The sequence below is a fragment of the Alphaproteobacteria bacterium genome (genome assembly GCA_016722515.1).
In the GTDB taxonomy this organism is placed as follows: domain Bacteria; phylum Pseudomonadota; class Alphaproteobacteria; order Rickettsiales; family JADKJE01; genus JADKJE01.
In genome coordinates this window covers 357,283-382,890 of sequence record JADKJE010000003.1, presented here as the reverse complement: position 1 = coordinate 382,890, position 25,608 = coordinate 357,283, and the positions used below count along the sequence as shown (strand labels likewise).

Genomic DNA, 25,608 nt, shown 5'->3' with positions numbered 1-25,608 from the left:
CCAAGCAAACTCCCATTCTCCTTTTATTGCTCCTTAGCTCATAACAACGGACAAGAGGGGAATATTAAACAGCGAGAGATAATGCTGGCATCAGCGCTTGTGATCGATCCTGCAAGCGGTTTAGCCTCTGGAGTTCTACCGTGCAATGCCTGAAATATTTTGTTTCTTCACTAGCGGGGGTTTTGACTTTTTGCGTCTTACCGTATGCGAATAATTCTTCATGATTTAAAAGGCAGGGTTGGTTGGGATGATGGGCAAGCCAGTGTTCAAATAAATAATGGTAACGTTTTTCTTCACCGATATCCCGAAAGCGTTGCAGGCCTGAAGCAAATTTATCCTGCTCGGAAAGACTCGATATATCTTTGCCATCTTTACTTAGGATTGTTTCACCCAATTCGATAACAAATAATCTGCGCAATTTTTTGGCCTCTTCAAAGCGCGTTTGAGCGGCTGAGTGTTCTTCTGAAATCAACGCATTTAGGGATATAATTTTTTCCTTCGCTTCGTCCTTTAACATAGCAAGCTGTAGCCTGTTAACAGACTGTGTAGCTGTGGCCTGAATATGATCAATATGATAGAGGCTATCTTCAAAATACCCTACAGCAGTTTCGATTTTTTTTAAGAATTCTCCCCGGTTTTTCTGGGTAGCGTTTAAATACACAAACTGCGCGGCAGACAAAGCAAGATAGGCAAGATATTCATGGTCACCAGGCTGTTCTTTCATAATTTTTTCATATTCCAGTTCATAGATGGCAACAATCTGCGCATATTTTTTTGACTGAAATAATGGTTGAATCTTATGACAGAGATCATCAACACGGGGATCTAGGTTTTCATCCGTTACTTTTTCTTGCTTTCGCTTAGGCGTTGATTGCTCTTTGATCGTTTGGATTTGTGGTTTGGGTGCCTCAGAACCAGATTTCTTTTTTGCCAATTTTAGTTTCAGCAGCTTACCTGCTGAATGATGGCCTCTATTCTGATGTGACTGCCGTTTGGGATTACTGTTGGGATTACTGTGTTTTCCAAAACTTTTAAGCAAGTCTTCAAAGTTTTTATCATACGCAGCAAGCTCAGCGCTTTTTGATTTTGCCTGTGCGGCATCGTCAATATGCTTAAGAAGCAACGCCTTAGCATGTCGTGTACGGGAGATATTTTCAGAAAGGGAATAAATATAATCGCTGATGGGTACGATTTCAAAACCGGGATCTTTCCCGTTTGAAGAATCATAATTCATTGCCAAGAAATCACGAACGCCTAAACGCTGCACATTTGAAACAATATCCCGTGCCATTTTGAAAAGTTCTATGGCCTGATTTTGAACTTTTAATCGTTGCTCAAGCGCAAGCTCTTGTTTAATAGCCAGGATCTCCGCTATCAACCCATTGCATATCAGCATATACACAGCTTTTGATGCCCCACTTTTAAATAAGGTACGGATTGTACTGCCGCCAAAACGAAAATAAAACACTTTGGAGAGCTCCTGGAGCTGTTCATTCCAGTCTTGTTCACTCAGGCACTGAAAGGCTGACAACTGATACATTGTGCCTATCTTATTAGGAGCTATTGCTTTTAAACTATTAAGGAGCAATGTGCCCGAACTGGCTATAGAATCCAGCAGTTTAAACATGTCATCATGTTTAGTGGCATCCTGCACTAAAAAGAAATGGTCAATCTTTTGATAAGCCTGAATCACCAGCACATAGCTTTGATTTAAAAACTTCCGCAACGGGTCATGACCCAAAGGATCATGTTGGGGGCTTGCAACGAGTGGAGATTGATCCGCCTGGTCACACATCGCCAGAAAATCACGATGTCTGGATGCTGCTTCATCACTGTTTCTAGCAGCAAGCAAACTTTCAACCGTGAGGAGATGCATGACACTGCGCCATAATAAAAAGGCAGGAGCCTGATCAATATTTTGGGATTTTAAATAACCCACCCAATGATCCGATGCCTCAATAGCGCCTTTTAACCCAGCCTCATTCATGGGTTTAAAATAATATTGAATACGGTAGCTAAGGATCATCGCGTAAAGTTCTAAAAAACTTTGTTGCTGTGAGGGGTTAAAATACACGCAGCATGGCTGGTGAACAAGGCTGTGGTTCACCACCGTAAAATTGTTCCACAGCCGGGTGTTCATCTGGGCCAGTAGTTCACTTACAAACGGTTCCATTAATGCCTGATGCTCAGGATTAACTGCCGATGCCATGTAATGGATGCCAGCGACAAACGTATCAAAATTTAAATCAGCAAGTTTTGATATGAGATTGGTAAATAATTCGTTATAGACAAGGAGAGTCGGGATAAAAGCGGGATAATTAACTTCAATTAAGGGGCGGTTTTCTTTATTGAGAAACCATTGTTGCAACTGGATATGAATAATTTTCTGTAGGAAGAGGGCTTCCTTCATGCGTTCAATAAAATACTCTGGTTCTAAATTACATAACGGCAATTTCTTCAACCACGCTTTCATGGTTTTAATCGATTCATGCGTTTCTTGTTCCCAGTTTTTTAGGTAATAAACATATTGCTGAAATAATCTCATATCCACATGATAGGCCGTAATTTCGCCCCGTTTCTTTTGAAATTCTGAAAACAGCGCTGCACGCTTCTTTTTATGTGTGAGATAGATTTCTTTGCTGTGAGCAAAATACTCAATAAGCTCAAGATCATAGGGGCTAGGTGATAATGCTTGTTGTATTTCAACGCCTACGTCGGAATCATTGGTATGATTGGGGCCTGAATGATGAGCTACCTCAGCTTGAGAACTGGGATTGATCGCGTTATTATTTTCAATCATGGGCGGCTTGGCGTTGGCCTTTTGTTTTTTTTTGTTCTTCTGTCTCTTACCCATACACTCTAAAATCCCACAAATTTTAAGTAGGTACTTTTAGATAGTTCTGTTTAAATTTTCAATTTAAAAATTATTAATATATTTTAAGACACTTTAATGCCTACAGTTCTTATTTTTATATAACGTTGATGTCCTTGGTATAAGGGCCATGAGTCATTTAGATTCACCTAGAACATACAAAGTCTGACCATTTTGAACTGGGCTAAACAGCGGGGCGAGGCAGTCCTGACCGTCAAGCTGCTTGAGCATTCATCGCAGCCGAGTCTGTGCAAATTCCAGGAGGATAATGGTTTTCTGGAATGAAGATGGATGGGAATCGGCTAGTGCCCAAGTGCCAATATGCATGTTTCCATCAAATCGTTTTTCTAGCCAGTAGTTGCTATTTATCCTTTTTTATCCTTATTTTATGAGGTGTATATGGGGTTTTCATCTTCTCCTATAACCGCATAATATATATTCAGGGAATTATCGGAAATTGGGACGCGGATGAGGTTTTTGACCAATGGATTCTTTGGTGGAAAGGATCAAATAACCGGAAAAAAATATTAAATCCAGCTAAGGCCTTTGAAGGATTCTGCCGCTCATTTGTTGAAAAAAGAAATGGGTTAGGGAGGGCGTAAAATGCAAAAAGAAATGAGAATCTTTATTTTTCATGAAAATTTAGTCATCATGATAACATGGGAAGAAAACAACACATTCGGTTTTAAAATCAGGCGTGATGGTATCCAAGAGCTTGATTGGTGTGAAAAGAAAATCAAAGAATTCAAGGTGTTGCTTGAAAAGGTAAAACAAGCAGTCGAAATATTAACCAGTGAGGAAGAGGGATAAACATGGACGTAGTTACCAAACAAACTAAAGAAGATTTGAAGGGATTTGTGGATAGACTGGAATTTCTGGAAAAAGAAAAGGCAAAGGTTATTGAGGACATGAAGCATGTATTTCAATCAGCTAAAAACACCGGATTTGATATCAAGATTCTGCGTAAAATTCTGCGTGCCAGGAAGGAGGATTTGAACAAAATGGCTGAAGAGCAATCGTTGTTTGATATCTACGCGGAAGCATTGGGAATGGAAATTAAGCTGGATGATAGGCAAATTTTAATGGAGGGAATTTAATGGAAATTACCAGGGAAAAAGTGATTCCAGACATGGTTTATCGTCTTTCAACCAGAGAATTGCGCCAAGCAGATAGAGTAAATCAGAAATTGAGGGTAGCCGCCAGGCTTGAACGATTGAGTTTGATTATGATTTCAATTTCCAAGAAAATGGAAGAAGCTTTTTATGGGGATGAAGAGTATGAAAATAAACACATTGAGCTGCGCGGGGCGGCAGGACTTGCCAAAGAATGGTGTACTGGAATCAGAGAAGATTGTGGAGAAAATAAAGCATGTGCGGAGGGTGTTAACCCCGCATAATGGGGTATCAAAGATTGATTTAATTAGCTATGAACAGGCAAAGGTTGCAAGGGATAATGCGTACAAAACCAGGCGCGGATCACTCATTGAAAACTCAAATGGTTTTGTGGTGCATGATGAAAAGTTAATGTGTCAGTATATTTGGATATGGGAATAGGATATGGTCAGTAAAAACGATGTGATACAGGTTATCGATAAAAGCCACTCTTGGCATGGATGTTTTGTACAGGTGACGGGGACAACCGATACATCAATCTACGGCGTTATGAGAGTGCCAAGGAAGCCACAATCAAAGGTTAAGCTTGACCACAACCAGTATGAAGTTATTGGGCATGTAACCGATGAATTGAAGGGAGTATAGCCAATGTCATCAATTCATGATTTAGTGAAAGGCTGGCTTGATGTGTTAAAGGGGCTGGATCAACCAGGACTGAATGAATGGGCTAAACGCCAAGGCCTTGATAACAAGGGTTCATTTATCCAGTTCAAAAAGGCCTTGTTACAGCATGGGATTGATTATAACGCTCTTAGGAATGCCTACCATGCTGAAAGAGCAAATCAACTGGCAGCAATATGCACCCATGAATTAACTTTAATCACGGATGCAGATAAATCGCTTAATCGCTATGCTGTGTGTGATGGGCATGGTGGTGTTTTGTGGCATGGGAAGTTTTTTGAGCATGAGCCAGCCACCCAATTTGAAGCAGAAATTGAGGCGGCTAAAAAGGCCTTATGGTTAGCAGGTAAGGTTAAAGAACGCATTGGTGCACAAGGTATTAGGCTAACGATTAAGCTTGATGCTGAATGGTTATCTTTTCAAGGTGATGTGTTGAAAGGCCAAGCTAGGAAAAACAATATTGAACTGCACATGATCAACGTGCCAGGCGTAGAAAATCCTGCAGATAAGTGGACTACTGAAACTGGCTTTAAGAAATGGCAGGAAAATGATTTATCAATTTTAGCTTTTGAAATTCAAGGATGATATATGAAAGAATTTATACGTGCTGAATTAATACTTAGGTTAATGGATATTGCTATTGATTATCATGGCCATCAAAGCTTAAGGATGCTCATAAGCGATGCAATAGATGATGCTATTAATAAAAATGAAGATTGGTATAAACCAGTAAATAATGAAGCAGTAGAAGCTATCAGAAATCAGTTTGAAATGAAAGATATGATTGCTGGTATAGATGATGAAATTAGATTGGGCGATTATGCGATTCCTATCTTAAATGAAAAGCAAATTAATGCTATTCGGAATGAGAGATTTAAAAAAGCATATGAAATTCCACCAGTAAAGCCTGATTTTCCAGATCAATTAAAAGACCTTCCATTAGTTGAAAAGTATGATGTAATGAACTGGTTTAAGGCAAAATTTAAAGAGGAAGAACAAATTCCTTCTAAAGGGGAAATGTGTGGCATTCCTTATCAGATTAATGAATCCTTAACACCATGGATAGAATTTGTCCTAAAATTGGATGGTAAAGTTCTATATCAATCACTAAAAAAACAATCTGAAAGAAGTTAGTACGGAAAAAGGTATATGCAATTTAGAGAAGAATTAATTGAGACAGAAGCTTTCAAGGCCGAGCAGCGTAAATTTAGTAAGCATGTGTTAAGCTATTTTGAAAAACCAGGACAGCCGATTATTGATTATGAAGGGCTTAAGGATCATAATGCACATATGATACCACTAACAGAATATGATTTGCATCTTGTATATGCTTGCAGTGTTCATTTTGTGCGAAATGCCATAAGGGCTTTTTCTGGCCTTGAACAGGATCACCAGGATATCATTGAAGAAGGTGTTAAAGAACATCTCTGGAAACATGCACAGGAACCCCTAAAATGAGTATTACCCTAAGTGTTAAAACCGACATCGCAGAAACCTTGAAACGTTTTGAGGTGTTGGAACCGCGCCAGTTTCCTTTCATAGTATCGCTGGCAATGAATAAAACAACGGGTAGGATCAAAGAGGCTTTGAAAGCAAACATGCCTATGTCCCTTGACCGGCCAACCCGCTTTACGCTTAATAGCTTGATGACCAAACCAGCTACCAAACAGAAATTGGAAGCGGAAGTTGGATTAAGGGACTTTGCCCCAAAGGGTACGCCTGCCAGCACATACCTTATGCCACAAGTGCATGGTGGATCAAGGAAGCATAAACGCTTTGAACGCGCATTGATCCTTTCTGGCATTATGCCAGCCGGTTACTTTGCGGTTCCAGGCAAGGGAGCAAAGTTGGATTCATCCGGTAATTTAAGTGGCAGTTTTATCACGGCCATATTGTCGTACCTCAAAGCAAGCCCTGATTCATACCAGAACAGAACAGATAAATCGGGTAGAAAGCCCCGCGTAGCTCAACGACAATTCTTTGCTGTGAAAGAGCATTCTATATCTGGCCGGTTGCCTATGGGGATATATCAGCGTACTGGTGGCAATATTAGGCTTGTGATTGCCTTTGTGAAGCAACCGAAGTATAACAAGCGTTTCTTGATGTTTGACATATCACAGAAATTAACTAAACAATACCTTCAAGAAGAGCTTGTTAAAGCGGCAGAACGTGCTCTAGCAACGTCATCCTCGAAAGTATCCCTATCCGATTTCCAAAATGCCATTAATTATTTTTAGGAATGATGAATGATCTATAATATTAAAACAGAATTTGAATATTGGCCGCCTGTTGAGAATGAAACATATAAAGAATATGTTTTTAGATATATCAATAATATGTCATCAGTTCTTAGAGCAATATATGAAGAGCATTCCGAAAAATCAGAGAATAATATTCTAGAATCAATCAATTTCAGGCAATCTTTTATACCACAAGATGAGCTATTATTAATAATTCATAAATTCAATGTGTTACTAGCCACAGAAAGGGGATTGAATCTTTTCACTTCACGATTGATGAGGGGCTTACAAAATGGTGAAGAGGTGATTGACATCGTTAGAAATAATAATGAGGGTTGCACATGTCAGGTAATAGAGCCAACAAAACATTAACAGTCCGATTTATTGAATGCCCCTATTGCGGAAAAAGAGCGCATAAGGAAGTTTCTGCACAGAAGTATAAGACGGCAATCATGAAGTGTGAGTGTTGTTCAAAAAGATCATTGGTACTGATAAAAATTAAAGGTGAAGCAGTTATGTATTACCTTTTGAAGATGTGCCCTTCAACCTGGTGGATATTATTTATCCCCACCCCCATTGCAATGTCGATATTGAAAAGGATAAAGCAACTAAATGAGCTTTAAAGAAGTGGTATCATTTATATTATTCTGTTTGGTTGTCAGTCAATGTACTCTTGATGACGAATTGAATGTTATACAGGATCGTTTGAAAGTATTGGAGGATAAATCATGCGTGAGCCCAGTAGTTTACCCAACATATGAATCATACATGCAAGAAGGGGAAAGGCTGTTTGGGAAGGATGTTAAGGAATGGGTTTATAAATGCCCCATGTGTGAGACAAACCAAACGGCAAATGATCTTATGCGTGAGGGAGTCAATAAAGAGAAGGTTCTAGATTATCTAGGGTTTTCATGCATTGGGAGATTTAAAGAGAAAACAGAATCCGCATTTAATGGCAATAAGAAAAAGATGAAAGGTAAAGGATGTGACTACACTTTGGGAGGTCTAATTGCCTTACCTGGGGTTATTGTTCATAGTGATGGAAAGAAACATAAGCGCTTTGCTTTTGGAGAGAAGGACGGCGTTCAAAACAATAGAGAAACTCAACTATAGAATGGAATTATAATATGAATACATTTGAATTAATTTCCCAATGGGCGCATGATAGAAATCTAATTGAAGGAGCAACGCGCCAAGCCCAAATGCTTAAGCTTACGGAAGAAGTTGGTGAGTTAGCCGCAGGCATTGCTAAAGCAAAAGAACAAGTTGTGAAAGATAGCATAGGAGACTGTGTTGTTGTCTTAACCATTTTGGCAAAGCAATCAGGATTAACGATTGAAGAATGTATTAATGCGGCTTATGAAGAAATAAAAGATCGTAAGGGGCGTATGATAGACGGTATATTTGTTCGTGAAGAATAAAATCTATCATAAAACTGGCTTAAGATACTAATGACCGGATTTAGAGCATTTTATAGTTGCTTGCGTCCAATAATACAGATTGCCGATACTTCCCATTGGAACGAGGTTTTCAACTTTACACCCAGTTGCTTGCTCACCGGCTTTGAGAAAATCTTCCCAGTGTAGAATTTCTTCCCTTGAATGATAAACACCCTTACGGCGCATCTCTATCTTTCCATTACCAAGATCGGCAACGTAGATTGCCCTACCATCAATGGAAACTTCCTTGCGATTAGGATTGTTGGTAATGTTGTCAACGCATCCTGATAATGCTAGAGTAATGATTAATGGATAAATGAAACGCATATAACACCCTCATTATTGAGGCTATATCCTATAAGTTAATTTTTGGTTAAGATCAAGTCTAAAATTGGCCGCACTATTATGCCAGATAAGGAAACTTAAAATGCCTAAATTTTTATCACAAAGTCAACAATTTACTCTAAGGAGCAAGTCATGCAATTAATATTCGTCATAGGCTTTATTGGTTTAGTGCTCTTCACATTGCGTCACTTGCCTGACATAAACCTCGATGTTGCTTGGCATTTACAGAATAAGCTACGTGACTGGGAGCGTACATTAAAGGAAAAGGTAGATGAAAAGGAAAAATCATGCAAATAACATTTGGCCTAAATCCAGTTCTAATATGTATGTCATTATTAATAGTAGGATCATGTTCTTTGCTTGATGCTAAAATAAGGGCGGACAAAGAAGAAGAAATAGAACGGCTTCGTATAGAAAACACCAGAATAATCCGCGACTATATTACGGAACTACAGAAAAAAACAATGAAACATTGAAGATGTATTTGGATGCTAGACTTTGAAAAAATCATAGAGGCTATGGCTATTGCGATACACGATTTTACTTATAAGGAAAGCATATATGATCGGCCAGCCTGTTACTTACTAAGGAAAGAGTTTAGAGAGCAAGCAAAAGCAGCCATCAAAGCCCTGGCCAGGGAATTGCCTACAGCAGAACAAATTCGTGAACCAACCGGTGTTTATTATGATGAACTGAACGATGCAGAGGTTATGGGGCTTATGTATGACAAGCTTAAGGAGTTTGGGGATGACAATAATTAATCATAATAACAATAAAAAAAGATGAAATTAGAAATTAATTGTTTGCTGATTTACCTAATGTTGCTAATTCCATTTTCTTTAGGGCTTTGGTGTGGTATCGATAATATGTGGTATGGCATAGGAGGATTCACAGGAGGCCAGTTATTTTCTTATTTAAGAGATAAACGCGAACAATTAAGGAGTAAGCCATGCAACTAGACCGTCTCTTCCAAAGCCATACGAAACGGGCTTTGGTGGGCACGGTGCGGTGTGTGTATAACCACAGGCATTACGGAGCCGAAAGGCGAGCTGTGCGAGCGTAATGTGTGCGATTGTCCGCGCGGACCTGACACTGAGGGTAGCACTGTAAGAGTAATGATCTTCCATCGTGTCCACCACCCCACCCCCAAAAGGTACTTGGTAAGAATGTGCTTCACGGGGTAATTCGAACCCCGACATAACGCTAGCGTCAGAATTTTTTTTGGGTTACACTAGTGGTTGCCTGGGGGGGCGCATTAATCAAAAACATTAGAAATCAATAGCTTGATAGGCAACCTGACAACCGCATTTTGACAACCCAAAATGTAGAGGTTGTCAAGATTTTAACTTTGACAACCCAAAGTATGTTGGTTGTCAAAATGAGAAAAGGCTATTGGGGGATAGTGTTGTGAGAGTATTAGATTTGTTTTCAGGAATCGGGGGATTCTCACTAGGTTTTGAAGCCGCTGGTTTTGAAACAGTGGCCTTCTGTGAAAATGATCCTTACTGCCAAGCAGTATTAAAGAAAAACTTTCCAGGTATTCCCATAATTCCAGATATCTATCAATTCAAACCAGAGGGGAACCATGGAGCAATTCAACTTATTTGCGGGGGCTACCCCTGCCAGCCATTCAGTTTTGCCGGAAAAAGAAGAGGTGAAAAGGATAGCAGATATATCTGGCCGGAAATGCTGCGAATTATACGAGTTATCAAACCAGAATGGGTTGTTTGTGAAAACGTTCTTGGCCACGTTGAACAGGGCTTTGAAAACGTTGCCACACAAATGGAAAACGAGAACTACACAGTCTGGCCGTTTGTTGTTCCAGCTTGCGCCGTTGGAGCGCAACATCACAGGGAAAGGCTTTGGATTGTGGCTCACTCCAACAGCTACGATGATTGGGAAGCGAAGCCGTGCAGGGATAGAAAGAAGGAGGAAATGGAGGCTATCAACAGGAAGAAAAACGCTTCCACCAGGGAATCTATTGGAACAGGTGATGTATTCTGGAATTACGCCGTGCACAAATATCCTGGAACCAACCTTGGGTTATGGATGCGGCGAATTCTTAAGTGGGGATTCCTGCGAGGGGCGGCAAAAGATACTGAATGCCGATTGGGTAGAATCATTGATGGGGTTCCCACCTGGATGGACGGCATTAACAATCCAGGAATGGAGAGAATTGTTGCCTATTCTGAAAGTATGGAAGAAAGAAACAAAGCACTTGGAAACGCCATAGTTCCCCATATTGCCTATTATATTGGTGAAGCAATTAAAAACTACAACTTACAAAAAGGTATATTAAATGACTAATAAATTATCAAAATCAAACAAAACATTAAAAATTGAATATGTATCGTTGGGAGCAATAGAGACAAACCCATACAATTCAAGGGTTCATTCACCAGAACAAATAGACCAGATCGCGGAATCAATTGTTAAATTCGGTTTTAATAATCCTATATTAATAGATGTTGCAAATAAATTAATAGCAGGTGAAGGCCGGTATTGGGCAGCTAAGAAATTGAAGTTAATGGCTATTCCAGCAATTTATTTAGAACATCTTGATGACGTTGAACGCCAAGCCTACCTCATTGCTGATAATAAAATTGCTCTTAACTCTACATGGAATAATCACCTATTGGGAGCGGAGCTTATGAAGCTGCAAGACTTTGGGTTTGAAGGAGATTTATTGGGTTTTAGTGATGAAGAATTAAAGGAGTTATTACCTGATATTGATATTGAAATTGAGGAACAAGAGCCGGTTGAAGATAATAAAACAAAAGAAAATGAGGAATGTTGGCGATTGGGTAAGCATTTATTGAAAGCTGGTGAAAGCGTTGACGGTGATTTGGAAGCTATGATAGAGGCTTGGCAGGAATACACAGGATTAGATGCTGTATCAGTTGAAACAGGTGAAAAGTATAATGATATAGCTTAGGGGATAGTTATGAAGGAAATATCTTTGAAGGATTATGCTGCACGTAAGGGAGTGACGCGCCAAGCTATAATAAAGGCCATCAATTCGGGAAGACTTTCAAAATCTGTAATAAAAAAAGGAAAGCTGATTTATCTTGATGAAGAATTGGCCAATGCTGAATATGAGATCAATACAAATAAGGAGAAATCCAGGAAGCATGATAACATAGGAGAGGATTTCGTTAAAGGAATCCAGGGTGGGGATCAAAAAAATGTTGCCATGGCCGCCAGGAATGCGTTGATAACCTATAAAGCAAAAATAGCACAACTGGAATATAATGAGCGCATGGGATTGCTGGTTGAGGCGCAAAAAGTGCGTGATGAAATGTTTAAAACAGGTAGGGTATTAAGAGATTCCTTGCTTAATATAGCAGATCGATTAGGGCCTGAATTGGTAGGGATTACTGACCCAAAAATTATACATAAGAAAATAAAAGATGAAATCATATTTACCCTGGTTGGCTTTGACAAGGATATGTACGACGATGGAATAAATTTAGGGTAGTACATGCATGATCCTGCTTTGATCGTCAAGCAATCCTTTGTTGCTGGATTGCAGCCAGAACCTGATTTAACCGTTTCACAATGGGCGGATGAATTTAGGGTATTGCCACAGAAGGCGGCGGCGGAGCCTGGTAGATGGCGTACGGATAGAACACCCTATCTACGTGAAGTAATGGATTGCTTAAGCCCTCATAGTCCGGTGCAGCGTGTAATTTTTATGAAAGCCGCCCAGGTTGGGGGAACGGAATGTGGTAATAACTGGCTAGGGTATGTAATTCATCATGCGCCAGGGCCAATGATGATGGTGCAGCCCACAGTTGATACGGCAAAAAAATATAGTAAGCAACGTATAGCCCCGATGATTGAGGAAACGCCAGCATTAAACGAACGCATAAGCCCCGCAAGAAAACGCGATAGTGGCAATACGCAGTTGGTCAAAGACTTTACCGGCGGGGTGCTGGTAATGACAGGTGCGAATAGTGCTGTGGGTTTACGGTCAATGCCAGTCAGGTATCTTTTTTTAGATGAAGTAGACGCTTACCCATTTGATGTAGATGGGGAGGGTGACCCCGCCGGTTTAGCAGAAAGAAGAACAACTACATTTGCAAGACGTAAAATCTTCCTGGTATCTACGCCCACTATTAAAGATGCAAGCAAGATTGAAAGCGAATATGAGAAGAGCGACAAACGCCGGTATTTCGTGCCATGCCCACATTGTGGCAACATGGATTGGATGCGTTGGAAAAATATACAATGGGAAAAAGACATACCAGAAACGGCTAAGCTATTATGTGAAGCATGTGGGGCGTTGATTTCTGAATATCATAAAACGGAAATGCTATTAAAGGGGGAGTGGAGGTCTACCGCACCAGGGGATGATAAGACTGTTGGATTTCACGTGTCATCATTATACAGCCCTTTAGGGTGGTTTTCATGGGGGGATATAGTACGGGATTTCCTGGAATCCAAGAATGATCCACCAAAATTAAAGAAATGGACAAACACAATCCTGGGGGAAACCTGGGAAGAAGCATACAGTGCTAAAGTGGGAGCTGAGGGAATAGCACAACGTGCAGAAGAATATGATCTTTATACCGTACCGCAAGGAGGTATCGTACTTACTGCCGGTGTGGATGTACAAGATAATCGCCTGGCCGTTGTTATACGTGCCTGGGGAAGGGATGAAGAAAACTGGTTAGTTAACTGGGCAGAAATTCACGGTGATCCCGCCAAGCGCGAAATATGGCAACAATTGGATAGTATGTTGATCAATACTGAATTCACCCATGCATCCGGTGCTAAGATGAAAGTAACGGCGGCTGCGGTGGATACTGGTGGACACCATACACACGAGGTCTATATTTATTGCCGAGAGCGGCGTAAACACCATATCATAGCAGTAAAAGGACAATCGCGATCGGGTAAACCACCACTAGGTAAGCCTTCTAAGCAGGATATAAATTTTAAAAATCAAACGATCAAGAAAGGCGCGGAATTGTACCCTATAGGAACGGACACCATAAAAGCGGTAATATATTCACGCCTGAAAATGGAAGAACAGGCCGGCCCTGGCATTTATCACTGGCCGCTTGGTCTGGAATTGGAATATTATAAGCAGTTAACGGCAGAAAAACAGGTAACGAAATATAAAAATGGATACCCTACTAGGGTTTGGATTAAGAAAGACAATGCCAGGAATGAGGCTTTAGACTGTGAGGTATATGCCTACGCCGCCTTACAGTTTGTTTATACCCGTGTTAACCGCAACTCAGTATGGGATCAATTTGAAAAGAAATGGGGAATTGGTGAAAAAACTGCACCAACTGAAAAAGAGAAAGAAGAAAAGACGATTTTGCCTTTAAAACAGCATAAAAAACCCATAAAGAGAAAGCGCGGATTCGCAAATAATTGGTAAAGTCAGTTAAAACCTTCGATAAAGCGGTGTGCACCATCAAAATCATTGTTTATAGAATAAAGGAGATTCAAAAAACACCCTAAATTACCGTCTGTTTGTTAACCATCAAGGGGGATACTCAGAGAATAACAAAGGGAGGTTTTATGGATGTTAAAATTAAGAAATTTATAGGTATCTTTGATATTCCTAAAAATGGCATAGAATTTCAAATCAATGAGCCTAAAGGAGGAAAACATCTTGGTGATTTATATCTTGGAAAAACTGGTATCACTTGGTGTGAAGGAAGAACAACCAAAAAGAATGGAAAACATAAAAGTTGGAAAGAACTTAGTGAACTTATGTCAAAGGGATAATTGGCTAATAATAGCTAATCCAGAGGCAATAAGTTGGAAATTAGACATATAAGTTAGCCTTTTCATTGAAACTTAACAATTTTATGTTAGGATATCCACTATAGGTGAGGATGTCTAGTAAACTAGACACCCTCTGGAATTAGAAGGATTTTAGAGCTTTTATAATCTCTAAAATGACCTTTAAGACCGGCAAGGTTGCTTGTAACAACCTTGCCAGTTTCTTCAAGATAGATTCTTTCTTCATCAGATTTACCTGAATTAGAGTTAAAAACCATCCTGTTAACAGGCAAGGTGTAAGGCAGTAACCTTATACCTATAGTGTCCTTGCTAAGCAGGACATGAACGACATTATGCCGCCCATTTATCCTTATAACACAAGCTTTCGCAATAGCAATATAGTTAGGCGAATTCGCCTAACATCTAAGCGAATTCGCCGTTTTAAAGATTGATTTATGCAAGGTGGTTGATAAACCCCACTTGTGATTTAACGAAATAAAAATATAATGGAAAGTGGGGATGGGTTTCTGGATATGGGGGAAAAGTGCCAGAAATCGCAACCAACGAGCCGTTGGAATTTATATCAGGTGATACAGTATCTTGGACTAAATCTTTAACTGACTATCCGGCAAACGATAGTTGGGTTTTAACATACGCCCTGATTAATTCCGCTCATAAAATAACAATTACCGCAACTGCAAGTGGCAGTGACCATCTTGTGAGTTTGTCAGCCGCCACCACAGCCGCCTATACTGCCGGTGTGTATCAGTGGCAAGCCTATGTAACCAAATCATCCCAACGATTCTTAGTTGATAGCGGTACTATTACTGTTATCCCAAACTTTGCAGCAGAAACAACCTATGATGCGCGGATTCACGCCAAGAAAATGGTAGATTTAATAGAAGATGTTTTGGAAGGCCGTGCGGAAGGGGATACACAAGAATATACGATTGGCAATCGGTCAATGAAAAAAATTCCCATACTCGAACTAAAAAAACTGCGTGATGTTTACCTTGCAGAATATAACCGCTTGATTAATTTGGACAAGATGGCAAACGGCATACCATTGAAAAATAGAATAAAGGTGAGGTTCTGATTATGGGGTTGATTAATAAAATCGCCGCACGCGCGGGTTATTACCCAAAGAAAGAGGTTTTGAAGCATGTTAAGCGTACCTTTAATGCGGCTCAATTGACTAGGTTAACCAATAATTGGACAACGCAATCAACCTCTATTAATTACGACCTTCAACGCTCACTTAAAACCTTACAGGCAAGATCACGTGATCTTTTCCAAAATGACCCTTTTGCGTGCAATTTTTTGCGTATGGCAAAAACTAACGTGGTGGGGCCGTCTGGATTTACCCTGCAAATCAAGGTGAAAGATGACCAGGCCAAAGGCCAGCCAATTAAACTTGATAAACTTGCCAGTGACGCGATTGAAAGCCACTTTGATAAATGGTCAAAGCCTGGGGTATGTGAGGTAACAGGCCAATGCTCATTTTGGGATATTCAGAATCTATTCATGGCCGGATTGTTGCGCGAAGGCGAAGTATTAATGAGGAAGGTATATGGGAAAAATGCCAATAGCTATGGTTTCGGGATTCAGGTGCTTGATATTGATAGGCTGGATGTGGATTATAACACCAACCTTGAAAATGGTAATGAAATACGAATGGGGGTTGAACTTACCAGCTTTGGCAAGCCTGTAGCCTACCATATCCTAGCAAAGCACCCTGGGGATAATGCCTATTATAGCTATCGTGGTAAAGGATATTTGCGCATACCAGCGAATGAAATCATTCATAAGTTTGTCATGGATCGACCGGAACAAGTGCGCGGTATACCAGCCCTTCATGCGGCGATGTTTAGAATGCAAAATTTGGGGGCGTATGAGGAGGCGGCAATTATTGCCTCACGTATTGGTGCGGCAAAAATGGGCTTTTATACGACACCGGATGGTGACGGTAGCATGTTAGCCGACAGTACAGAATCAAATGGAGAATTGCGCACGGAAGCAGAGCCAGGGCAATTTGATGTATTGCCGGATGGTGTGAGCTTCACGGCTTTTGATCCTGATTACCCACATGCCATGTTTGGTACATTCGTTAAATCATGCCTTCGTGCAATCGCAAGCGGTATTGGCGTTTCATATAATGCCCTGGCAAATGATTTGGAAGGAGTGAATTTTTCAAGTATGCGTTCTGGTGCGCTATCTGAACGTGATAACTGGATGGTCTGGCAGGATTGGGTTATTACCCACTTTTTAGAACCTATTTTTTCAGAGTGGTTAAAAATGGCATTGTTGCATGGAGCTATAACCTTGCCTAATGGTAGTGCCTTGCCTCTAACAAAATTTGAAAAATTCAATGTAGGTAAATGGCAAGGCCGTAGATGGCAATGGGTTGATCCGCGTGCTGATACGGATGCAAATATTCAGCAAATAAGTAGAGGTTTAAAATCACGTGCGGATGCAATCGCAGAACAAGGCGGTGATATTGAAGATGTATTTTTCCAACTTGCCGAAGAGAAAAAACGTGCAGAAGAACTAGGAATTTCAGAAATCTTAAGCGATCAAAATATGCTTAATATGCTTAATAATCAATCTGTTAATCAAGATACCTCAATATAATGTTTAAAAAGTTGTTGCAAGATACTGTTTTTTCAACTTTAATAAAAATCGGGAAGGATAACATTAGGTTAGGGGGCAGATGATTCATAACGAGATTCCTTTTGTTATTAACTTAATGTAACCCACCCCTTCTGTCTCCTAACCTAACGTTATTTAATGACGCTAGGGACTAACGATGAAAGATAAAAAGCAATATCGAAGCTTTACCGTTACCAGGGAAGCAATCAACCAGGATGAACGTACAGTTCAGCTTGCCTTTTCAAGTGAGGAAATGGCATTGCAATGGTTTGGATATGAAATCCTAGATCATTCACCAGAATCAATCAGACTTGGGCGTTTACGTGATGGTGCGCCCTTGCTTATGGATCATGATGCGTGCGACCAGATAGGCGTTGTGGAAAGCGTTGAAATTCGTACGGATCGTGTCGGAAGTGTAGTTGTGCGTTTTGGCAATAGCCAGCGGGCAAATGAAATCTTTCAAGATGTAATGGATGGTATCCGCCGTAAGGTATCGGTTGGCTATCAAATTCATTCCGCCGAAAAAACGGGGGTGCAGGATGATAAACCAGTTTATCGCGTCACGGATTGGGAACCGTACGAGATAAGCATTGTGGCTATTCCGGCAGATAACACGGTTGGAGTTGGCCGACAACTCGAAATCAAAGAAGAGCAAATCAATAACGAAAATAAGATCAATTTGGGGGATCAAATGAGCAAAGAACAAGTAGTACAGAATGTTGAACGTAGTGCATATGCGCAAGATGAAAGCGTTTTTGAACAGCGTGGTGTTGAAATGGAAAGGAAGCGTGTAAATGAAATTACACAAATGGGGCAGAATCTTAAAGACCATGGCGGATTAGAACTAGCCCGTGAATTCATCAATAATGGTAAAAGTGCGGATGATTTCAGCCGCGCACTGGTTGCCAAAATGGGTGAAGGTTTTAAACCCGTTCCAAGTGGGGCATTGGATTTAGATAAAAAAGACGTTCAACGCTTCTCATTGTTGCGTTTAATGGGTGGTCTTGCTGGCCGTGCAACGGGTGATATGGCTGCATTCAGAAAGGCAGCTTATGAAATGGAAGTATGTAATTATGCCGCCGAAAGAAGCGGCAAGAGTCCAAAGGGTGTATTCATCCCCGTAGACGTATTGCGCCATGACTATACACCAGAAGGTGGTAAACGTGATTTAACGGTTGGTACATCAACTGCTGGTGGCCACTTGGTGGCAACAAATTTGATTTCTGGAAGCTTTATTGAGCTTTTGCGTAATCGTATGTTAATCCAACGTTTGGGTGCAACTACTTTGAATGATCTGGTAGGCAATATTGCAATACCAAGACAAACAAGTGGCGCAACTGCATACTGGGTAGCTGAGGGAAGTGCGCCAACTGAAAGTCAACAGGCTGTTGATCAAGTCACGATGGGGCCTAAAACTTTGGGCGCATTCACTGATTTTAGCCGTAAATTGTTTTTACAGTCATCTATTGACGTGGAAAACATGGTTAAAAATGACTTGGCAAGGGTGCTTGGTTTGGCTATCGATGCGGCAGCTTTGTATGGTTCTGGATCATCTAACCAACCAACAGGTGTCAAAAACGTATCGGGTATTAATACGGTTGATTTTGCTGCCGCCGCGCCAACATTTGCCGAAATCGTGCAGCTTGAAACAGAAGTAGCTGCTGATAATGCCGACCTTGGAACCTTGGCTTATGCCTTGAATGCAACCGGTAGAGGTGGCTTGAAAACGACTGAAAAAGCAAGCAGCACCGGCCAGTTCATTTGGGAGCCAGGTAACACCGTAAACGGATATCGTGCCGAGGCCTCAAACCAGGTTGCAAGTGGTGATTTTTGGTTTGGTAATTGGGCGGACTTGATACTTGGATTCTGGAGTGGGTTAGATCTTCTGGTTGATCCATATAGCGCATCATCTACTGGTAACGTGCGGGTAACTGCATTCCAAGATGTGGATATCGCAGTAAGACATCCAGTTAGCTTCTGTCGCGGAAATAACACGCTCTAATCGTGGGGGACTATGTGGTGGGCGTTTAAATACGCCCACCTACATAAAACAGGGAAATATATGCCAATAGAAATGTATGAACAGCCAAAAAACAAAACCATGATTGTTGAGATAATCAAACAAACCATGGCAAAAGGCAGACTTGTTAAACCAGGTGAAATCCTAGAATTGCCGGAATCAGAAGCCAGGGTATTGATTTGCTATAATAAGGCAAAGAAATACGAGAGCGTATCAGTGGTTGAGACGATCGAAGAAGAACCTGAAGACAAATCGATGGTTGAGAAATCACAGAAATCACAGAAATCACAGAAAAATAAAGGGGAATAGCTATGCCATACGCAGTCAACATGGGGGATTCTAGAACGATCTTTGCGATTTTAGCCCTTGCAACCAAAACAGCAGATTTTGATAGTACTGGTGTGAACCTTCAAACCAAATATCTTGAAGGTGAAATGACCATTACTTTAGATGCGATCAACCGCGCTGGAACAAACCCAACTTTAGCATTGAAGCTGCAAGAGAGTAGCGACAATTCAACGTGGACGGATATTACTGGTGGTGCATTTACCGGATTAACCACTGGTTCTAGTACTCAAAGCATATCCTTGAATAAGGATAATTTGAAAGAATACATAAGGGTTGATGGTGATATTGGTGGCACTAATTCACCAGAATATGATTTGAGTATTATTGCTACGGCCACACAAAAATATCCTGCATAGGTAAGCCATGAGTTTCAACGAAGATATCTCAAATTATTTTATAGATTTCGGAGTTGACGCAACGTTTGGCGCGTATACAGGCAAGGTAATATTGGATACGCCAGATCAAGTTAGGATGGGTGATACAGTTTTGAGCACTGAATATATGATTAGGTTCAAAACTGCCCTATTCCCTGGTCTGGTATACAATAGCAGCATTACGGTAAATGGTGAATCATACGTTGTACGGCAGGTGATTAAAGAAGATGACGGCTATATCAGTATGGCTATGTTGTCGAAGGTATAGGGATGACGACTAAGAGGGAATCAATATTGGCTGCAATAGCAACGGTGTTGGCTGGCACAACCGGCGTATCAGCTCGTATTTATCGCAGTCGCACAGAAGCCTTCACTCGTGCCGAAACCCCTGCAATTTTAATTGAACCAGTGCAAGATATTGCACAGCAAATAACCCTTAACAATTATGAGTGGGCATTACTTGTGCGAATAACAGTGATTGCACGTGGAGACATACCAGACCAGCAAGCCGATGCAACAATATTGAGTTTGCATAGCAAGATATCCGCTGATTTAACGTTAGGTGGTCTATGCCAGGACGTACAAGCAATGACGGTACAGTACGATTTCCTTGATGGTGACCAGCCTATGGGATTGGTGATGTGTGATTATAACATCAAGTATAGGACGGTACTAAATGACCTTAGTCAATGATGAGAATTTAGGGCATGGGGGCAGTTACATCATACAAGATGGTGTTAGGGTGTTAGTGGAGCGCACAAGATCGCCACAAGATGTAGCTGATTTTCTGAATAAGGCCAAGAAAGATAAACGGGAATTAACTGCAAAGGGATTGCCGGAGAAGCAAGAAAAAATTGAGGGAGATAAATACCATGGTACAGCTAACCAGAAAGCAAACTATACTCGCTAAAATTGAATCGTCATATGGTACTGATCCTACGCCAACCGGCGGTTCTAATGCCATTTTGGTAAGTAATATGACCATTAGGCCATTGATGGCAGAGCAGGTTAGTCGTGAATTAATAATGGGTTATCTTGCAAACTATTCACAACTAAATGCGAATACTCACGTTGAAATAGAGTTTGAAGTTGAAATGCAAGGCTCTGGTGCACTAGGAACTGCACCAGGATATGGGCCATTACTGCGTGCATGTGGCCTTGCTGAAACAATTACAGCAAGTACAAAAGTTGAGTATGACCCTATAAGTTCAAGTTTTGAAAGCGTAACTATTTATCATAATATGGATGGAACGCTTCATGAACTGAATGGTTGTCGTGGCAACGTTGAGTTAATGATTGAGGCTAACCAGATACCTAAATTTAAATTCCGTTTTGTTGGCATATATGTAGCCCCTATTGCTGCTTCCGCACCGTCATGTACTTATACAGGCTTTAAAGACCCTATTGTGGCGAACAATACCAACACCACAGCATTTAGCTTCTATTCATACTCTGGTGTACTTCAATCGTTTAATCTTAACCTAAATAATCAATTGGATTTCATATCACGCATTGGTGGTAATGAGTATGTGCAATTGACGGATAGAAAACCGAGTGGTCAGTTACTGATTGAATCACCAGCAATTGGAACCAAAGATTTCTTTGCAATTTCCCAGGCAGGTACGACAGGTGCATTAACAATCACCCATGGTGTAACGAGTGGATATAAAGTCAAGGTTGATTGTTCAATTGTTGATATTGGAAACCCTGAATATCAAGACAGTAACGGGGTAAATATGTTGTCAATTCCATTCCAACCTATACCAAATACTGGAAATGATGACTTTAAGATTACAATAATATAATGGGGGGTTAAATGTTTAAGTTGAATAATTCTGGCACGTATACATGGCCAGTGATAATTAAAAGTGCAATTGACGGTGGAAAATATGAAGAACAATCATTTAATGCAGTGTTTCGCCGGATCAGCCAAACAGAAATCATTGATATAACAGGCAAGATTGAAGCCGGTCAAGTCAATGATTTGGATATAGCTAGGTTAGCACTTGTCGGTTGGAATGGTGTATTCGATGGTACAAGTGAAATACCATTTAGTGATGAAAACCTTGAAAAATTGCTTGATGTAACCGGCTGTGCAAGCGCAATTGTCCTTGCTTTTTTAGAAAGCCTGAATGGTGCAAAAAGAAAAAACTGATAGAGGCCGCTAAACGGTGGGCGGGTGAAGGTCAAACGATTGATACAACAATCAGTGACCTTCAAGCATTTGGTGCACCCGCTGATGTAATCGAAGCGGCCAGATTAAAATTAGTCCAAAATGAATTTGAAATTCTGCCAGAAAATGAAGAAGCCGTGAAAATGTTTTTGCGCATCCAAACACAATGGAGAACATCTTTTGGTGGTTTTATAGGTTTGGATTATACAGCGGTCTTTGAAACCATGAAGCTTTATGATATAAATGATAAAAGGGGTGTGTTTGAAGATTTGCTCATAATGGAGCAGGCCGCATTAAGTGTGCTTAACAAAAGCGCAGGGGACACTTAATGGCTGTTAATTTAGAATCCAGTTTTAAGATCATTGCCAGTGTTACAGGCATGGATTCCGTTAAGGAATTACAGAAAGAAATCAAATCCATATCTACGCAAAGCGAAAATGCGAGCCGTGGTTTTGCATTGCTTGGCAAGGCTTCAAAAGTATTTCTAACTGGTTTCGTTGCCTTCAAAGGTATTGAAATGGTCAAAGACCTTGCCTTTGAAACCATTGCCCTTGCCGATGAATTTAATGACCTTGCCCAAAAAGTTGGTGTATCCGCTACTACCTTAAGTGCATGGTCAACCTCAGCCGGTACGGCTGGAGTTACTGTTGATACACTTGCTCAATCCATTAAGAAATTTAATATTAACCTGGTTGATGCGGAATCAAATGTCAGGAGTGGTGCAGCAAAAGCATTTGGCGCATTAGGCATCAATATTTATGATGCAAATGGTGCGTTGCGTGACAGTGATAAATTAATCCTTGAGGTAGCAAAGAAATTTCACAATATGGAAGATGGCGCATATAAAACCGCCATTGCTGTAAAGCTGTTTGGTAAAAATGGCGCGGATATGATCCCCTTCCTAAACCAGGGGCCGGAAGCCATTGAGAAAATGAATTATGCCTTTAGTGGAAATTTCATCAAGCTCGCAGATCAAGCCGGTGATTCCATGACGGTATTAAAAGGGAGCTTTATGCAGGTGACTTCCCAAATTCTGGAAGGAATCCTACCAAGTTTTAACGCCATGATGATTGGATTTAAGGAATTGGGTAAATCCACTGGTGATGGTTATGGGTTAACAGAATTATTCCGCGATGGATTGGTGGCTGTTGGAGAAGTAGCACGTTATGTTGCTTTGGGTGTCATGGGCATTGTTCAGTCTGTAAGGGCATTGACCACAGGCATAAATACACTGATTGAAGCTGGTACGGCCATCTTTACTAAAGATACTGTAGCTGCCGCCTTGAAGAGGGGTGGAAAACGCCTTGCTGGTGTTGGGAATGATTTTGTTTCTGGGGCAACTTCCCTATTTTCGAAAGAGTCAGGAAGCATGACAGGACGATTATTTGGCATGACTGACCCTAAATTTAATGAGGTTGAGCCAAAAAAGACAGGGGGAAGTGGTGGCGGAATTGGAGAAAATGACGGGGTAGATAAATGGCGCGATAAAATAGCGAAGATCAACGCGGAAGCCGCTGCCATGAAGCTTTCTAATCTGGAGCGTGAAATATCAGTGAATCTTGCCGACCTGGAAGCGTCAGGTATTAATAAAGGCACGAAGGCATACAATGAATTATCTAGCGCACTTACAGCGGCATTGACCAAAAGGGCGCGTGCCAAAGAAAGTAAAGACCTTGACGACTATTTGATGAAAGAAAATCAATCCATCCAGTTAATGCAGGATGAAATTACCTATATTGGAATGTCGACCATCGAAGTGGATAAACTCAAAGAAGCACGTCGTATAGACTTGGAGTATCAAACGAAAAGTAAAGATATGACTAAGGAAGGGGCGGCAGAATTGAAGGCGGCCACAGAACAGATTAAAAATCAACGTCTGGCCTTAATGCAGTTGAATTACGAACAGCAACGCACTTTTCAAGCCGGAGCAGCCCAAGCCTTTAATGATTATATGGAAAGTGCTAAGAATGCTGCGTTGGGAGCAAAGAATTTGTTCACCACCGCCTTTAAGGGCATGGAAGATGCGCTTGTTAACTTTGCCATGACTGGAAAGCTGAACTTCAAGGATATGGCGCGAAGTATCATTGCGGATTTAATCAGGATACAAGTGCAACAATCTCTTGTGAGTGCTATTGGCGGTTTTAGAAGTGCATTTAGTAGCATATTTAGCCCACAGCATGACCTTGGTTCAGCCATGCCATGGCTACATGCTAATGGTGGTGTGATGACATCCGCCGGCTCAATCCCGTTGCGTGCATATTCGCGTGGCGGCGTAGCAAACAATCCGCAAATGGCAATCTTTGGTGAAGGAAGCACGCCAGAAGCCTATGTACCATTACCGGATGGCCGCACCATACCCGTTACCTTAAAAGGCCAAGGCCAAACAGGTGATGTGATGGTTAATCTAACGATTAATAATACCGGCCAAGGTCAGGAATCAACACGAGGAAACAATAAGGATGGCGCGGAATTGGGAAAATCTCTGGCAGCCCTTGTTAAATCAATGATCCTGAAAGAAATGTTACCAGGGGGATTGTTGAATCGTTCAACTTCACAGGCATAAGGGGGAATAAATGCCAACGTTTACTTATGCACCGGATTATGGTGCAACAGCACGCCGTGAACCTCGTACAAAATCCGTTAGGTTTGGGGATGGATACGAACAGCGACAATCGGATGGTATCAATACCAACCCTGAAATATGGGATTTGAATTTTACTAATTGGAGTGAAACGGATGGAAATGCCATTGATGACTTCCTAGCGGCGCGGGGCAGTATTGAAAGTTTTGACTGGACACCACCAGGTGGCAGTGCTGGTAAGTTTGTATGCCGTAACTGGTCAAAAAGTTATGTCATAGGCAACCTAATCAGTATTTCAGCAACCTTTGAGCAGGTGTTTGAAGCATGACCAGCACATTAATCACCAGTGAAATTCAAAAGCTTGCGCCGTCCGCCGTAATGGAAATGTTTGAGGTGGATTTAACCGAGCTTGGCGGAACGATTTACCGATTTCATGCCGGATCAAATGGATTGAGTGAAGCCCTTGTGTGGCAAGGTGAAACTTATTCAGCTTGGCCTTGTACTGCAAGCGGCTTTGACTATAGTACCAATGGACAATTGCCGCGCCCAAAGATCAGCCTAGCTAACGCCATGGGAACCATCACCGCCTTAATATTGGCTCATGATGACATGGTGGGAGGTAAGGTAACCAGGAAACGTACGTTGGCAAGATACCTTGACGCTGTAAATTTTGATGGCGGAGTAAATCCAGATGCAGACGATACGGCAGAATTTCCAGACGACATTTTTTACATTGATCGGAAGGTAACTGAAAACAAGCTGGTCTGCGAATTCGAATTAACCAGTGCATTTGATGTGACGGGTATAAAATTGCCGCGCCGCCAGATTATTCAAGGACTTTGTCCGTTCCTTTATCGAGGTGGGGAATGTGGGTATGTGGGTACTGATTATTTTAAAGTGGATGATTCATCAACAACAGATTCAAGTCTTGATGTGTGTGGTAAGCGTCTTAACTCATGTAAATTGAGGTTTGGGGCAACCAGTGAATTGCCATTTGGCGGTTTCCCAGGCGCGGGGTTAATTGAGGGATAA

General features: G+C 41.1%; 34 protein-coding genes. 32 read left to right on the top strand and 2 right to left on the bottom strand.

The annotated features are described in order from the left end of the window. Positions 1-64: 64 nt before the first annotated feature. Entirely contained in the window at positions 65-2,854 is a 2,790-nt protein-coding gene (locus IPP74_10340) for a hypothetical protein (protein ID MBL0319667.1), read from the bottom strand. 621 nt (positions 2,855-3,475) lie between these two features. Between IPP74_10340 and IPP74_10335 the strand changes: the two genes are divergently transcribed. The 11 genes from IPP74_10335 (at position 3,476) to IPP74_10285 (ending at position 8,326) form a co-directional block, all read left to right on the top strand. After that, positions 3,476-3,682, top strand: a complete 207-nt coding sequence (locus IPP74_10335) for a hypothetical protein (GenBank protein ID MBL0319666.1) — start codon at positions 3,476-3,478, stop codon at positions 3,680-3,682. Positions 3,683-3,684: 2 nt separating this feature from the next. After that, positions 3,685-3,969: a DUF2312 domain-containing protein gene (locus IPP74_10330; GenBank protein MBL0319665.1), complete on the top strand. Its 285-nt coding sequence runs from the start codon at positions 3,685-3,687 to the stop codon at positions 3,967-3,969. Continuing rightward, positions 3,969-4,268, top strand: a complete 300-nt coding sequence (locus tag IPP74_10325; protein MBL0319664.1) for a hypothetical protein — start codon at positions 3,969-3,971, stop codon at positions 4,266-4,268. Before IPP74_10330 ends, IPP74_10325 begins: the two co-directional genes overlap by 1 nt. Positions 4,269-4,428: 160 nt before the next feature. Continuing rightward, complete coding sequence (locus IPP74_10320; protein ID MBL0319663.1) at positions 4,429-4,629, top strand: hypothetical protein; 201 nt, start codon at positions 4,429-4,431, stop codon at positions 4,627-4,629. Positions 4,630-4,632: 3 nt separating this feature from the next. Then, positions 4,633-5,250: a hypothetical protein gene (locus IPP74_10315; GenBank protein MBL0319662.1), complete on the top strand. Its 618-nt coding sequence runs from the start codon at positions 4,633-4,635 to the stop codon at positions 5,248-5,250. Positions 5,251-5,253: 3 nt separating this feature from the next. Next, complete coding sequence (locus tag IPP74_10310; protein ID MBL0319661.1) at positions 5,254-5,799, top strand: hypothetical protein; 546 nt, start codon at positions 5,254-5,256, stop codon at positions 5,797-5,799. A 15-nt stretch (positions 5,800-5,814) separates the two neighbouring features. Beyond that, positions 5,815-6,123, top strand: coding sequence for a hypothetical protein (locus IPP74_10305; protein ID MBL0319660.1), 309 nt, complete (start codon positions 5,815-5,817; stop codon positions 6,121-6,123). Continuing rightward, positions 6,120-6,902 carry a hypothetical protein gene (locus IPP74_10300; GenBank protein MBL0319659.1) on the top strand — a complete coding sequence of 261 codons (783 nt, stop codon included), beginning with the start codon at positions 6,120-6,122 and terminating at the stop codon, positions 6,900-6,902. Before IPP74_10305 ends, IPP74_10300 begins: the two co-directional genes overlap by 4 nt. Before the next feature lie 9 nt (positions 6,903-6,911). After that, positions 6,912-7,277: a hypothetical protein gene (locus IPP74_10295; protein MBL0319658.1), complete on the top strand. Its 366-nt coding sequence runs from the start codon at positions 6,912-6,914 to the stop codon at positions 7,275-7,277. Positions 7,278-7,517: 240 nt separating this feature from the next. Continuing rightward, complete coding sequence (locus IPP74_10290; protein ID MBL0319657.1) at positions 7,518-8,018, top strand: hypothetical protein; 501 nt, start codon at positions 7,518-7,520, stop codon at positions 8,016-8,018. A gap of 14 nt (positions 8,019-8,032) precedes the next feature. Next, entirely contained in the window at positions 8,033-8,326 is a 294-nt protein-coding gene (locus tag IPP74_10285) for a MazG-like family protein (GenBank protein ID MBL0319656.1), read from the top strand. Positions 8,327-8,353: 27 nt separating this feature from the next. Here IPP74_10285 and IPP74_10280 read toward each other — a convergent pair whose 3' ends face one another. Continuing rightward, a complete protein-coding gene (locus IPP74_10280) occupies positions 8,354-8,671 on the bottom strand; it encodes a hypothetical protein (protein ID MBL0319655.1) in 318 nt (105 codons plus the stop codon). Between the two features lie 150 nt (positions 8,672-8,821). Here IPP74_10280 and IPP74_10275 point away from each other — a divergent pair, with 150 nt between their 5' ends. The 21 genes from IPP74_10275 (at position 8,822) to IPP74_10175 (ending at position 25,608) form a co-directional block, all read left to right on the top strand. Then, positions 8,822-8,986 carry a hypothetical protein gene (locus IPP74_10275; GenBank protein ID MBL0319654.1) on the top strand — a complete coding sequence of 55 codons (165 nt, stop codon included), beginning with the start codon at positions 8,822-8,824 and terminating at the stop codon, positions 8,984-8,986. A 191-nt stretch (positions 8,987-9,177) separates the two neighbouring features. Then, a complete protein-coding gene (locus IPP74_10270; GenBank protein MBL0319653.1) occupies positions 9,178-9,450 on the top strand; it encodes a hypothetical protein in 273 nt (90 codons plus the stop codon). 646 nt (positions 9,451-10,096) lie between these two features. After that, positions 10,097-10,996, top strand: coding sequence for a DNA cytosine methyltransferase (locus tag IPP74_10265; GenBank protein MBL0319652.1), 900 nt, complete (start codon positions 10,097-10,099; stop codon positions 10,994-10,996). Next, positions 10,989-11,624 (top strand): ParB N-terminal domain-containing protein, encoded by a 636-nt coding sequence (locus IPP74_10260; protein MBL0319651.1) that lies wholly within the window; start codon positions 10,989-10,991, stop codon positions 11,622-11,624. Before IPP74_10265 ends, IPP74_10260 begins: the two co-directional genes overlap by 8 nt. Before the next feature lie 9 nt (positions 11,625-11,633). Further along, positions 11,634-12,167 (top strand): hypothetical protein, encoded by a 534-nt coding sequence (locus tag IPP74_10255; GenBank protein ID MBL0319650.1) that lies wholly within the window; start codon positions 11,634-11,636, stop codon positions 12,165-12,167. 3 nt (positions 12,168-12,170) lie between these two features. After that, on the top strand, positions 12,171-14,081 hold the full coding sequence (locus IPP74_10250) for a phage terminase large subunit family protein (protein MBL0319649.1): 1,911 nt from the start codon (positions 12,171-12,173) through the stop codon (positions 14,079-14,081). A gap of 143 nt (positions 14,082-14,224) precedes the next feature. After that, complete coding sequence (locus IPP74_10245; GenBank protein ID MBL0319648.1) at positions 14,225-14,434, top strand: hypothetical protein; 210 nt, start codon at positions 14,225-14,227, stop codon at positions 14,432-14,434. Positions 14,435-14,975: 541 nt separating this feature from the next. Then, positions 14,976-15,527 (top strand): hypothetical protein, encoded by a 552-nt coding sequence (locus IPP74_10240; protein MBL0319647.1) that lies wholly within the window; start codon positions 14,976-14,978, stop codon positions 15,525-15,527. A 2-nt stretch (positions 15,528-15,529) separates the two neighbouring features. Beyond that, positions 15,530-17,062 (top strand): phage portal protein, encoded by a 1,533-nt coding sequence (locus tag IPP74_10235; GenBank protein ID MBL0319646.1) that lies wholly within the window; start codon positions 15,530-15,532, stop codon positions 17,060-17,062. Between the two features lie 175 nt (positions 17,063-17,237). Beyond that, the gene (locus tag IPP74_10230; GenBank protein ID MBL0319645.1) at positions 17,238-19,082 is read left to right on the top strand and encodes a phage major capsid protein; all 1,845 of its coding nucleotides are present in this window, start codon (positions 17,238-17,240) and stop codon (positions 19,080-19,082) included. A 60-nt stretch (positions 19,083-19,142) separates the two neighbouring features. Beyond that, positions 19,143-19,409: a hypothetical protein gene (locus tag IPP74_10225; GenBank protein MBL0319644.1), complete on the top strand. Its 267-nt coding sequence runs from the start codon at positions 19,143-19,145 to the stop codon at positions 19,407-19,409. A gap of 2 nt (positions 19,410-19,411) precedes the next feature. Continuing rightward, a complete protein-coding gene (locus IPP74_10220; GenBank protein MBL0319643.1) occupies positions 19,412-19,804 on the top strand; it encodes a hypothetical protein in 393 nt (130 codons plus the stop codon). A gap of 7 nt (positions 19,805-19,811) precedes the next feature. After that, a complete protein-coding gene (locus IPP74_10215; GenBank protein ID MBL0319642.1) occupies positions 19,812-20,090 on the top strand; it encodes a hypothetical protein in 279 nt (92 codons plus the stop codon). A 2-nt stretch (positions 20,091-20,092) separates the two neighbouring features. Then, positions 20,093-20,515, top strand: a complete 423-nt coding sequence (locus IPP74_10210; protein ID MBL0319641.1) for a hypothetical protein — start codon at positions 20,093-20,095, stop codon at positions 20,513-20,515. Further along, positions 20,499-20,732 carry a hypothetical protein gene (locus IPP74_10205; GenBank protein ID MBL0319640.1) on the top strand — a complete coding sequence of 78 codons (234 nt, stop codon included), beginning with the start codon at positions 20,499-20,501 and terminating at the stop codon, positions 20,730-20,732. Before IPP74_10210 ends, IPP74_10205 begins: the two co-directional genes overlap by 17 nt. After that, positions 20,695-21,627 carry a hypothetical protein gene (locus IPP74_10200; protein ID MBL0319639.1) on the top strand — a complete coding sequence of 311 codons (933 nt, stop codon included), beginning with the start codon at positions 20,695-20,697 and terminating at the stop codon, positions 21,625-21,627. Before IPP74_10205 ends, IPP74_10200 begins: the two co-directional genes overlap by 38 nt. Before the next feature lie 11 nt (positions 21,628-21,638). Next, on the top strand, positions 21,639-21,977 hold the full coding sequence (locus IPP74_10195; protein MBL0319638.1) for a hypothetical protein: 339 nt from the start codon (positions 21,639-21,641) through the stop codon (positions 21,975-21,977). 161 nt (positions 21,978-22,138) lie between these two features. Beyond that, the gene (locus tag IPP74_10190; GenBank protein ID MBL0319637.1) at positions 22,139-22,324 is read left to right on the top strand and encodes a DUF1799 domain-containing protein; all 186 of its coding nucleotides are present in this window, start codon (positions 22,139-22,141) and stop codon (positions 22,322-22,324) included. Then, complete coding sequence (locus tag IPP74_10185; protein ID MBL0319636.1) at positions 22,324-24,558, top strand: phage tail tape measure protein; 2,235 nt, start codon at positions 22,324-22,326, stop codon at positions 24,556-24,558. Before IPP74_10190 ends, IPP74_10185 begins: the two co-directional genes overlap by 1 nt. A gap of 10 nt (positions 24,559-24,568) precedes the next feature. Then, complete coding sequence (locus IPP74_10180) at positions 24,569-24,904, top strand: phage tail protein (protein ID MBL0319635.1); 336 nt, start codon at positions 24,569-24,571, stop codon at positions 24,902-24,904. Beyond that, a complete protein-coding gene (locus IPP74_10175) occupies positions 24,901-25,608 on the top strand; it encodes a phage minor tail protein L (protein MBL0319634.1) in 708 nt (235 codons plus the stop codon). Before IPP74_10180 ends, IPP74_10175 begins: the two co-directional genes overlap by 4 nt.